The following is an 11632-nucleotide window of genomic DNA, read 5'->3' as shown; positions in this document are numbered from 1 at the left end:
TGCAAGTTTGATACCTCGTTGCTTGCAGCGGGGTCTTTGATTGGTGGAGGTGGTGAAGGATCATAGGATTGTGTTAGTATGTCTTGGTTTTATACAAGAAATTTCCTTATTCCTTATGTTATTCTTGTTACAGTTCAGGCAGGTTTGCGCATTCACTGCGCAAACCGTGAGAAAACGTGGTGACAGCAGGCATCCGCCCCTCGCCGAAGGCGACTTATCATGGGCGGATGCAGTAACAGTTCGGCCGAAGGCTGAACTGTTACTTATTCTTTGGGAAGCAAGGAAATGGAGGAATTTAATTATGATGAAAAAATGGTGGCATGACAAGGTGGCTTATCAGATTTATCCGAAAAGCTTTCTGGATAGTAATGAGGATGGGATTGGCGATCTGAGGGGAATTATCGGGAAGCTTGATTATCTGAAGGAGCTGGGGGTGGATATTATCTGGCTTTCTCCGGTTTATCAGTCTCCGTTTGTGGATCAGGGGTATGATATATCTGATTATTATGCTATTGCCCCGGAGTTTGGGACGATGGAGGATTTTGATGAGCTGCTGGCGGAAGCAAAGAAGCGGGGCATGTATATTATCATGGATCTGGTGATCAATCATTGCTCCGATAAGCATGAATGGTTTCAGAAGGCTCTGGCAGATCCGGAGGATAAATATGCGGATTATTTTTATTTCAGAAAGGGGAAGGACGGGAGAGCGCCCAGTAATTACCGTTCCTATTTCGGCGGCAGTACCTGGGAGCCGGTGCCGGGTACGGATCAGTATTATCTGCATATGTTTGCAAAGGAGCAGCCGGATCTGAACTGGGAGAACCCTGAATTAAAAAGGGAGCTTTTTGATATGGTGAACTGGTGGCTGGAAAAGGGCGTGGCCGGGTTCCGTATTGATGCCATCATTAATATAAAGAAGGATCCTGCTTTCCCGGATTATCCGGCGGACGGCAGCGACGGGCTGGTAAGCTGCACCAAAATGGTGGAAGAGGTGGAAGGCGTCGGAGAACTGCTGGAGGAGCTGAAAAAAGAAACCTTTGAAAAATATGGGGCTTTTACAGTGGCAGAGGTCTTTAATATGAAGGACGATGAGCTGCGGGAGTTTATCGGTGAGGACGGGCATTTTTCCACTATGTTCGATTTCTCCGCAGCAGTGCTTTCCGGCGGGGGAAAGGGATGGTATGACAGCCGTCCGGTATCTTTTAAGGAATGGCGTTCTGCATTGTTTGCTTCTCAGCTGGAAGGGCAGGGTATAGGATGCCTGAAAGCCAATATTATTGAGAATCATGATGAGCCCAGGGGCGCATCACGCTATCTGCCGGAGCATGCCCAAAATCCCAGGGGAATTAAAATGCTGGGAACGACCAGCGTGCTTCTGCGCGGTATCCCGTTCCTGTATCAGGGGCAGGAGCTGGGAATGACGAACTGTCCGTTCCACAGTATAGAAGAGTTTGATGATATCAGCACGAAGGATCAGTATAGGGTTGCATTGGAAGCGGGATTGAGCGAGGAAGAGGCGCTGCAGGCGGCGGCCCGTTTCAGCCGTGATAACAGCCGGACGCCGATGCAGTGGAGCAGCGGCGCAAACGCCGGATTTACGGCCGGAACCCCCTGGCTGAAGGTAAACCCGAATTATACTTCAGTGAATGTGCAGGATGAGGAAAATGATGAAGATTCTGTGCTTTGTTACTACAGAAGGCTGATTGCCCTGCGTAAGTCGGAGGAGTACAGGGAGATTTTTACTTATGGGGAATTTATTCCCGCCTTTGAAGAGCTGGACGGGATTTTTGCCTTTTCACGCAGTCTTAACGGCCGTCAGGTCATGGTTGCTGCAAATTTTGCACAGGAGCAGAGAACGCTGCTTCTGCCCGGACAGAATGCAAAGCTTCTTCTGGCCAATGACAGCGGCCTTACCGAAAGCAAACTGCTGTCAAAACAGACAGAAGCGCTCCAGATTACTTTAAATCCCTGTGACTGTGCCGTATTTGAGCTTTTTCCGTAACTGTTTGGCCTGTCGGCGGATTGACACACCGTTTCCGCAGAAGTAAACTGAAAATGAAACCAACCGCAGCTTACGACCTACAGCTGCCTGATAACATTCATTTTCAGGAGGAAACATCATGAAATTCATCCGTTACGAACAAGCAGACAAAACACAGATAGGAATTTTAAACCAGGCCGGAACGGACATACTGCCCCTTTCCGGCCTTTTGCCGCATCGTAGCTATGCCACAATGCAGGAGCTGATAGAAAATATCACCGGGGACGAGCTGGCGCAGCTGAAAACAGCGCTGCATACTGGGGCTGCCTGCCCTTCGGTTCCCGCCGCACAGGTGAAAATTCTTCCTCCAATAGATAAACCCATACACGATATCCTCTGCGTGGGCGTTAACTACCGGGATCACCAGAAAGAAGCCAGCGAAGCGCTGAATGATTTTAAAGCTGCCCCAAGAGCCGTTTATTTTGCGAAAAGAGCGATACGCATCCTGGGGGACGGCGAGGAAATCCAGTCCAGGCCCGATCTGGACGACCAGCTTGATTACGAAGTGGAGCTTGCCGTCATCATCGGCCGGAGAGGAAAGGACATTCCGAAAGAGGAAGCGGAAAACTACATATTCGGTTATTCCGTTTTCAATGACATCTCCTCCCGCAGGATCCAGAACCAGCATGGCCAGTGGTTCAAAGGAAAAAGCCTGGATACCTATACCGCCATGGGGCCTGTAATCCTTCACAAATCCGCCCTGCCCTTCCCCGTGGAGGCAGACGTCAGAAGCTATGTAAACAACGAAAAAAGGCAGGACTCCAACACCCGTTTTTTCCTCACGGACCTTCCGCAGATTATTGAAGACCTGTCCCGCGGCATGACCCTGGAACCCGGCGACATCATAGCGACCGGCACCCCGGCAGGCGTAGGCATGGGCTTCAGGCCGCCCCGCTTCATGAAAGCCGGCGACTGTGTCACCTGCGAAATTCCACCAATCGGCACGCTGACCAACTATATCATATAGATTACCCAATGTATTCCTTTGCAAATGCTTCCGGCCGTATGCAACTGGCCGGCCGGAAGCATGCAGCTTTCACAGCTGCAAAAAATAATCCCATCCTCATGAAAGCGCCAGTTCCCCCTTCTTCATACGATCCAGGTGGCCATAAAGCTTTCTGTATTTTCCCGGCGTAATCCCCGTCTGTCTCTTAAACACCTTTGTAAAATAGAACTTATCCTGAAATCCCGTATCTGCTGCGATTTGCTCCAGTGTATTGTCCGTGTGGGAGAGCAGATGCCTGGCGTTCCGGATACGTACCTCTGTCAGGTATTCCCGGACGGCCATCCCGGTCTGTTCCTTAAAAAGCTGCCCGAAATATTTGGGAGACAGCCCGGAATGGGAGGCCAGCAGCGGAAGGGAAATATCCTCCGTATAATATTCCTGGATATAGTTTACGGATTCGCTGATGGTTTTTTCATGGAACAGACCCGAAGGCGCTTTCCCGGCGGGCGAAGACAAATCACAGACTGCGGCGGCAATTTGAAGAAAGAGCGAACGCTCCCGCAGCCTGGCCCCGGTGCCAAGCTGGGAATAGTTCTGGTACAGCTCCTTGAAAACAGGAGCCGTTGTATCATAATCCAGCCCGGTTATCAGCGGAGGGAAAAAGGCGGGATCCACCTCCGGATTCGGCCTTCTTAACAGAACCTCCTCATTGGCCGGCGCGCTGTCTTCATTTTTCCCCGGAGTGGAATGGGGCTTTTTATACAGCGCCGGGGCGGGACTGTCTGTGCCCGGAAGATTTTCCATATGCAGATAGACCTGCTCCGCCCGGAAATCATACTGTTCTTCAGGAGAAATCCAGTCAAAATGGATACAGTGCGCCCGGAAGATTTTGCCCTCGGGAACGATCATTGTATTGTGCAGATAGGGCATAAGATAAAAAAGCTCTCCCTTGCGGATCCGGTATTCACTGCCGTTATAAAGAAACACGGCTTCCCCGCTGAGACAGTATATCAGCTCATGATCATAGATGATCCGTTCCGGCAGAAGCGTCCCTCCTTCAAATATTTTATAATTCACATATCTGACATAGGGGGCAATCCTGTCCATGCGGATGAAGCTCTCCGCCTTTTTTTGCCCTGCCGCCTCTTTTTCAGGCTTCTGCAAAAGCAATCCGTCCATAAAGCCTTCCGTCTCCCTTCCCTAGAAAATTAAAATTGTTTTTTATCATTCCAAATTACAATTTTATGCCTTCTTCCCATTTACATTTATTCCATATTTTCTATGATTATCTTACAGAAATAAAATACATAATGCAATGGATTCTGTTGTATTATTCGAAAAAAGAAGGGAAGGGCTATGTTATATCCAAAAAAAGAAGAAAAAAGCCTGAGTGCTGAATTGTTCCAAAATCCAACAAATGAATATAGAGGGGCGCCGTTCTGGGCGTGGAACCAGGCGCTTTCGCCTGAAGTGCTGGTAAAGCACATTGATTATTTCAAGGAAATGGGGATCGGCGGTTTTCATATGCATTGCCGTACGGGTCTGGACACGCCCTATCTGGGCGATGAGTATAAGGCCTGCGTGCGCGCCTGTGTGGATAAGGCAAAGAAAGACGGCATGTACGCCTATCTTTATGACGAGGATCGCTGGCCTTCCGGCGCGGCCGGAGGAAAGGTGACAAAGGATGTGGAATACCGCAGCAGATATCTGGTTTTCACCCCTTTTTCCAATGAAGAGAGGAAAAGGGAGGAGGAACGTTTTGATTCCTCCAGCAAGGCTGCCGTACAGGGGAACGGAACGCTTCTTGCCCGTTATGATATCACTCTGGAGGACGGCTGCCTGAAGGAGTACCGCCAGCTGCAGGAAGGGGAAACAGGAAGCAACGTCTGGTATCTGTATGAAGAAATCGCCGGAGAAAGCCCCTGGTACAATAACGAAACCTATGTGGATACGCTGAATCCCAGGGCAATCCGCAGGTTTATTGAAGAAACGCATGAACAGTATCTGGACTGTGTGGGTGATGAATTCGGGAAAACAGTGCCCTCCATTTTTACGGATGAGCCTCAGTTTTCCCATAAAACCACGCTGAGCTTTGCCGAGTCAGGAGAGGATGTCATCCTTCCCTATACCGACGGGCTGCCGGCGGCATACAGGGAGGCTTATGGCGAAGATTTCTTTGCCTCGGTGCCGGAGCTTATCTGGGAGCTTCCGGAGGATAAGGTGTCCGTTGCCCGGTATCATTATCATGATTTTGTGGCGGAGCGATTTGCCTCCTCCTTCGCGGATACCATCGGAAACTGGTGCCGGGATCACAATATCATGCTCACCGGACATATGATGGAGGAGCCTACGCTGACCTCCCAGACCAATGCTTTGGGAGAAGCCATGCGTTCTTACCGCAGTTTTCAGATGCCGGGCATCGATATGCTCTGTGACTGGCGGGAATACACCACGGCGAAACAGGCTCAGTCCGCATCCCATCAGTTTGGCTGTCCCGGCGTGCTCAGCGAGCTGTACGGCGTAACCAACTGGGATTTTGATTTCAGGGGACATAAGCTGGCGGGAGACTGGCAGGCGGCGCTGGGAGTGACCCTGCGTGTCCATCATCTTTCCTGGGACAGCATGAACGGTGAGGCAAAGAGGGACTATCCGGCCTCCATCTTCTATCAGTCCCCCTGGTATAAGGAATACCGCATGATAGAGGATCATTTTGCAAGGGTGAATACGGCCCTTACCCGCGGGAAGGCCCGTGTACGCATCGGCGTTGTCCATCCGATTGAAAGCTACTGGCTGCACTATGGGCCGAAGGAACAGACTGCCCTGATCAGGGAAGAGATGGAAAGCAGATTCCGGAACCTGACAGAATGGCTCCTTTTCTCCCAGCTGGATTTTGACTTTATCGCAGAATCCCTTCTTCCCATACAGTATGAAAAAACGGAGGATGGCAGGCTTCATGTAGGAGAAATGGCCTATGATGTGGTTATCGTTCCCGGCTGCGAAACCCTGCGTTCCACTACGGTTTCCTGCCTGAAGGAATACCGTCTGGCAGGAGGCGACCTTCTTTTCCTTGGCGTAGCCCCCGAACTGGTGGATGCTGTGCCGGATGAAGAAGGAAAAGCGCTTTATGAAAACAGCCGCAGCGCCGGTTTTTCCAGAAGCGAGCTGGTAAGAGCGCTGGAAGATTACAGGGAAGTGGAACTGCGCAGCGAAAACGGCAGCCTGGCAGATCATCTGCTTTACCAGATGCGCCAGGACAGCGACGGCCGCTGGCTGTTCGTTGTAAACGGCAAAAAAACGGTCAACAAGGATATCCCCACGGAAGAAAATATCACCTTCCGCCTGAAAGGGCTTTGGGAGGTTTGGGAATATGATACCATGACCGGAGAAATTAAGGCGCTTTCTGCAGGAACAGAAAACGGGGTTACATCATTTACCCGCCGCATGTATGATCATTCCAGCGTGCTGCTGAAGCTGGTTCCCACGCAGGTGCCGGCGGCCGGCACTGCAGCCGGTGTAAAGGAAGGCCACGCAGCCTGCTTTACAAAGGCGGAGGGCCGCAGGCTTCCTACCCGTATGCCTTACCGTCTGTCGGAGCCGAATGTGCTTCTTCTGGACATGGCGGAGTACCGTTTTGACGGGAAGGACGGAGACTCCTGGAGGGATAAAGAAGAGATTCTCAGATTGGACAATGAATGCAGGAAGGCTGCAGGTTATCCTCTTCGGATGGAAGCCTTTGCACAGCCCTGGACATCGGAAAAGGCACAGCCGGAGCATGTGCTGGAAATGAGGTTCACCATCCGGTCGGAAATCCAGGTGACGGATGCCTCGCTGGCTCTCGAAGAATCAGGCGCAACCACCATATACTTAAACGGGGAGGAAGTGGAAAAGAAGGACTGCGGCTATTTTGTGGACGAATGCATCCGCAGGTTCCCTTTGCCCGCCATACCCGCAGGTACCTCGGAGCTTATCCTGAAGCTGGCATATTCCAGGGACACCAACCCGGAATGGTGCTATTTGCTGGGCAGCTTCGGCGTAAGAGCGGAGGGCAGCGAGGCCTGCCTGACAAAGCTGCCGGATACCGTGGCCTTCGGTGATTACAGCACACAGGGATTCCCCTTCTATGCAGGAAACATGATTTATGAAGCACAGCTGGATGCAGAAGAGGACGGAGAGTATGTGATTGCCGCAGAAAAGTTCCGCGCGCCGCTTCTGAAGGTGGAGGTAGACGGGGAAGCTGCAGGAAGAATTGCCCTCTCCCCGTACCAGTTATCCCTGGGATATCTGAAAAAAGGCAGGCACAGCATTACGCTGACGTCCTACGGCAACCGTTATAATGCCTTCGGAACCGTCCATATCTGTGACGAGAAGAACGCCTGGGCAGGCCCGAATGCATGGAGAACGGAGGGGGCCGGCTACAGCTATGAGTATCAGCTGAAGAGAATGGGAATCCTGGCGGCGCCCAGGGTGTTCCGGGTAGAATAACAGCAAAAATAAATGGACAATGTAAGTAAATATATACAGAGTATTCTGCCAAAAGCAGTCCGGAGAAGATAAAAAACTCCGGGCTGCTTTTTTGAATAAAAAGACGGGAAAAATTTCATAAAACACTTGCCATAAGCAAGGTGTATGTGATAACATTATTTTCGGTGTATAAAACGATAAAATAGTATTATAATTTCATTAAAGAATAATGTAAAATAAGATTTGTACCTGAATTATGTCGGGACAAAGAGTATAGTTGATACCTTTCAGGATAAAAAAGCCGTATGTTTAAAAAACATGCGGTTTGTTTACGTAAACAGAAACCGGAGACATAAGCTATGAAAAGACATTTTTGCATATTTGCCGAAGCGGGAATCTGGCTTTCAGCAGCATCGATCGTATTATCGGGATGCGGGCCTGGAAAGGAGAGTAAGACAGCATTGGTAAGTGAGACAAGCCTTTTTTCCTGGGAAGAAGAGTATATACTGCCGGAAATGGAGGAAGAAGTAGAAAAGGTGATGGAACGGCTTGGCTGCAATGTGGTATACCAGCAGATCCCGTCGGATGCGCAGGAGGCGGAGGTACTTGATTATTTGAAACGGCGCGGGGATAAAGGGCAGCTGGTGTATTATCTTGCCGGCGCATCTGAATGGGGCCTGCAGGAAAATGCAGTTTCCATGCTGGAAGCTGTAAAAAATACCGCAGAATGGAACCGAAAAGCCGGAGAAGGAAAAGGATTTACAGGCATTGTATGGGATGTGGAGCCATATCTGCTGGATGAATGGGAAGATAACAGGGAAGAATATATGCAGCAGTATGTTGAAAACTGTATTCATGCCTATGAAGAAGCCCAAAAGGAACAACTGGCAGTTATCGTCTGTATCCCAAATTTTTATGACAGAACAGGCCTGACGGAACAGCTTGAGCTTTTGGTACAGAAAGGCTGTGACGGTATTGCTGTTATGAATTACGACAAAAGGGATGAAGCGGGACAGATTGCAGGTGAAATGGAACTCGCTGAAAAGTATAAAAAAGGAATTATCCATATTACTGAAATGCAGAAACCCGGATATCACAGCCTGACGGAACAGAATACATATTATTACGATGGCTTTGACGCGGTTGTGGAAAGCTGGGAGAGGCTCAGGCAGGAATATCCTTACGAATATCTTGGATTTTCCTGGCACTATCTGAAGCCCTGCCTGCACCTTATGGAGAAGGAGGAGAATGCATGAATGAGGTCCTTCGGCAGGAAAAGAAATACCTGCTTTCCTATGACCAGTTCCGCAGGCTGGATCATACCTTTGAACAGGTACTGCATCCTGATTCACATAATGGAAAGATGGGGTATCCGATAAGAAGTCTATATTTTGATACCATGCAGGAGCGAGATTTTTACGAAAAGGAAGACGGTCTTGAGATACGGAGAAAAATCCGGCTGAGAACATATTCACCCGATTCTGATTTTGCCATGCTGGAAATGAAACAGAAGCAGGGAGAAAATCAGAAAAAGCGTTCTCTGCGCCTTGGCCGGGAGGATGCAGAAGCTCTGTCACGGGGAGAATATTCCTGCCTGCTTCACTATACAGATTCTTTTGCCATGGAGTGCTATGGACTGATGAATATGCTCTGCTACAGGCCGAAAGCGATAGTAGAATATCAGAGAAAGGCTTATGTGGCCAGTGAAAATAAAACGAGAATTACTTTTGATTTTGCAATTAAGGCGACAGAAAGCGATTTCCGGCTGTTTTCACCTGTATTAAATCAGAATCCGGTACTTGATCCGTATCTTGTGGTAATGGAAGTAAAGTATAACGGATTTATGCTCAGTTATATTAAACAGATGGTGAGTCTGGAAGGGAAAACCCCCACATCAGTAAGTAAATACTGTTTATCCAGGAGCGCCGGGCTTCATTATCTGTTTTAATAGGAAGCTGCTGTTTGAAGCTGGAAGCAGCTTTTGGGTGAAAACTGATTCACCCGTATTTAATTCAACAATCGTGCATAAGAGAGGAAAAACTCATGAAAGATTATATTTATACAATATTTCAGGAATCTGGTTCCCTGTCTACGGAAGAAATTTTCCTGCATATCCTTGTAGCATCAATTTTGGCCTGCGTTATTTACTTATCCTATTATTTTACGCATGCAGGCGGCGTCTATTCCAAAAAATTCAACGTCTCACTTATCACCCTGACCATTCTTACGGCAACGGTTATGACAGTTATCGGCAATAACATAGCGCTTTCCCTTGGTATGGTCGGCGCGCTTTCCATCGTCAGATTCCGTACGGCGATTAAGGATTCCAGAGATACCGCATATATTTTCTGGACAATAATCGTTGGAATCTGCTGCGGCGTAGGGGATTATATAGTGGCTGTTATTGGTAGCGGCGCTGTATTTATTGTACTTCTGATTCTGGGAAGAGTAAAAAATGACAACAGGATACTTCTCATCATCCGGGGCGCGAGAAACATGGAACGCAGAATTGAGGCGGTGGTTTTTGATTATTTTCAGGCAAAGGCCATGATGCGTGTCAAGAATACCAGCAGGGATTCCATTGAGCTGATATTTGAAATGCCCCGGAAAACTTATCTGCTTTCCAATAAAAAGGAAAAAAGCATCGTTGAAATGCTGTATGAGCTGGAATCTATTGAGTATGTGAACGTCGTGACGCAGAATGATGAAATAAGCGGGTAAGAAAATGAACAGCAGGAAAATTTACACAGGACTGGTAGTGCTTCTGCTTCTGGCAGCCTTGCTGCTTTCCAGGCATATCGATCCGGAAAAGCAGCGGTATCAGCAGCATCTGTCATACAATACACAGGTAGAAGATACCAGTCTGTCAATTGATGAGGATACTTTTTCATCACATCTGCCGGTGGTCAGTATCGAAACTGGCGGGGTGGTTATTCCAGGCCGGCCGGAGCAGGGGCAGCATATAAAAGATATTGAGAACAGCTTTATACAGGCGGATATGCGGATTTATGACAGGGAAGGGGAACTGAATAAGCTAAGCTCCCAGCCTGTATTGGAATCTAAAATCAATATTCGTGTCAGGGGCAATTCCTCCAGGACGTTTGATAAAGTGGGGTATCTGTTCAAATTTACGGATGATGCGGGCATGGAACGCAAACTGGAAGTCATGGGTATGGAAAAGGACAGCACATGGGTGCTTCACGGGCCTTATCTGGATAAAACACTGATGCGTAATTATATGTGGTACAATCTGGCAGGGCAGATTATGGAATGGGCGCCGGATGTCCGGTACTGTGAAGTCTTTCTGGATCACGAGTATCAGGGGCTTTATGTAATGGCTGAGCAGATCAGTATGGGAGAAGGCAGAATCGAAATGACAAAATATGACGGAAAGTCCAATATTTCCAGTTATATTGTCTGTGCTGACCGTGAGAGTGTCAACGATGTGCAGTACCTGGATAATTTCACAAGCTATGCTTTGAGAATCAACGGAAAGCTGGAGGTAAAATATCCGGGAGCATCACGGATAACGCCGGAACTGACTGAATACATCAGCCGTGATTTTTCCAGATTTGAAAAAGCATTATATTCCTTTGACTATGATACGGCCAGATACGGATATCAGAATTATATTGATGTGGACAGCTTTGTCGATTACTTTATCATAAATGAAGTTACCCAGAATACAGACGCGGGTCTTTATTCCACTTATTTTTATAAGGATGTCAGCGGAAAGCTTAAAATGTGCGTCTGGGATTTCAATAACTGTTGTGATAATTATATAGAAGATCAGACTCCGATGGCAGGCTTCTTTATGCAGCACCGTCCCTGGTATTTCATGCTGTGTAAGGATGAAGCTTTTATGGAAAAGGTGATAACAAGATACCATCAGCTGCGTAAGGGGATACTCAGTGAAGAAGCGGTGGAAAGCTATATCGCCGGGGTACAGAGTTATCTGGGCCCGGCCATAGAACGCAATTTTGAAAAATGGGGATACAGTTTCCTGCCGGAAAAGGATCTGCTGTATGAGGATGAGCGGAAAATAGGCTCCTATGAAGCTGCTGTGGAACAATATGAAACGCGTCTGGTCAGGCGTATGAGGTGGATGGATGAGCATATTGAGGATTTGCGTTCCTACAGCCATGAATCGATAAATAAGAAGTTTAACCACTGATTGGGGGCAA

At 48.3% G+C, this 11632-nt stretch carries 8 protein-coding genes; 7 read left to right on the top strand and 1 reads right to left on the bottom strand.

Annotated elements, in window-relative coordinates; genetic code table 11:
- Positions 1-301 precede the first annotated feature (301 nt).
- Both HMPREF1548_RS10290 and HMPREF1548_RS10285 read left to right on the top strand, forming a co-directional pair.
- Entirely contained in the window at positions 302-2002 is a 1701-nt protein-coding gene (locus tag HMPREF1548_RS10290) for an alpha-glucosidase (protein ID WP_035321672.1), read from the top strand.
- A gap of 118 nt (positions 2003-2120) precedes the next feature.
- Complete coding sequence (locus tag HMPREF1548_RS10285; RefSeq protein ID WP_021635982.1) at positions 2121-3008, top strand: fumarylacetoacetate hydrolase family protein; 888 nt, start codon at positions 2121-2123, stop codon at positions 3006-3008.
- 96 nt (positions 3009-3104) lie between these two features.
- Here HMPREF1548_RS10285 and HMPREF1548_RS10280 read toward each other — a convergent pair whose 3' ends face one another.
- Entirely contained in the window at positions 3105-4166 is a 1062-nt protein-coding gene (locus HMPREF1548_RS10280; protein WP_021635981.1) for an AraC family transcriptional regulator, read from the bottom strand.
- A gap of 177 nt (positions 4167-4343) precedes the next feature.
- Here HMPREF1548_RS10280 and HMPREF1548_RS10275 point away from each other — a divergent pair, with 177 nt between their 5' ends.
- The 5 genes from HMPREF1548_RS10275 to HMPREF1548_RS10255 all read left to right on the top strand — a co-directional run bounded on the left by HMPREF1548_RS10275 (position 4344) and on the right by HMPREF1548_RS10255 (position 11622).
- Positions 4344-7469, top strand: coding sequence for a glycosyl hydrolase (locus HMPREF1548_RS10275; RefSeq protein ID WP_021635979.1), 3126 nt, complete (start codon positions 4344-4346; stop codon positions 7467-7469).
- Between the two features lie 338 nt (positions 7470-7807).
- On the top strand, positions 7808-8704 hold the full coding sequence (locus HMPREF1548_RS10270) for a hypothetical protein (protein ID WP_021635977.1): 897 nt from the start codon (positions 7808-7810) through the stop codon (positions 8702-8704).
- On the top strand, positions 8701-9396 hold the full coding sequence (locus HMPREF1548_RS10265; protein ID WP_021635976.1) for a polyphosphate polymerase domain-containing protein: 696 nt from the start codon (positions 8701-8703) through the stop codon (positions 9394-9396). Before HMPREF1548_RS10270 ends, HMPREF1548_RS10265 begins: the two co-directional genes overlap by 4 nt.
- Before the next feature lie 95 nt (positions 9397-9491).
- Entirely contained in the window at positions 9492-10169 is a 678-nt protein-coding gene (locus HMPREF1548_RS10260; protein ID WP_021635975.1) for a DUF4956 domain-containing protein, read from the top strand.
- Between the two features lie 4 nt (positions 10170-10173).
- Positions 10174-11622, top strand: coding sequence for a CotH kinase family protein (locus HMPREF1548_RS10255; protein ID WP_021635974.1), 1449 nt, complete (start codon positions 10174-10176; stop codon positions 11620-11622).
- The last annotated feature ends 10 nt before the right edge of the window (positions 11623-11632 follow it).

This window comes from Clostridium sp. KLE 1755, assembly GCF_000466465.2.
GTDB lineage: Bacteria > Bacillota > Clostridia > Lachnospirales > Lachnospiraceae > Eisenbergiella > Eisenbergiella porci.
Note: the sequence above shows the minus strand (reverse complement) of the source record. Positions and strands in the feature narration are given on the sequence as shown.

Coding starts and splice junctions, on each gene's coding strand:
- HMPREF1548_RS10285 (WP_021635982.1), top strand. CDS start 2,121: ATGAAATTCATCCGTTACGAACAAGCAGACAAAACACAGATAGGAATT.
- HMPREF1548_RS10260 (WP_021635975.1), top strand. CDS start 9,492: ATGAAAGATTATATTTATACAATATTTCAGGAATCTGGTTCCCTGTCT.
- HMPREF1548_RS10265 (WP_021635976.1), top strand. CDS start 8,701: ATGAATGAGGTCCTTCGGCAGGAAAAGAAATACCTGCTTTCCTATGAC.
- HMPREF1548_RS10275 (WP_021635979.1), top strand. CDS start 4,344: ATGTTATATCCAAAAAAAGAAGAAAAAAGCCTGAGTGCTGAATTGTTC.
- HMPREF1548_RS10255 (WP_021635974.1), top strand. CDS start 10,174: ATGAACAGCAGGAAAATTTACACAGGACTGGTAGTGCTTCTGCTTCTG.
- HMPREF1548_RS10270 (WP_021635977.1), top strand. CDS start 7,808: ATGAAAAGACATTTTTGCATATTTGCCGAAGCGGGAATCTGGCTTTCA.
- HMPREF1548_RS10280 (WP_021635981.1), bottom strand. CDS start 4,166: ATGGACGGATTGCTTTTGCAGAAGCCTGAAAAAGAGGCGGCAGGGCAA.
- HMPREF1548_RS10290 (WP_035321672.1), top strand. CDS start 302: ATGATGAAAAAATGGTGGCATGACAAGGTGGCTTATCAGATTTATCCG.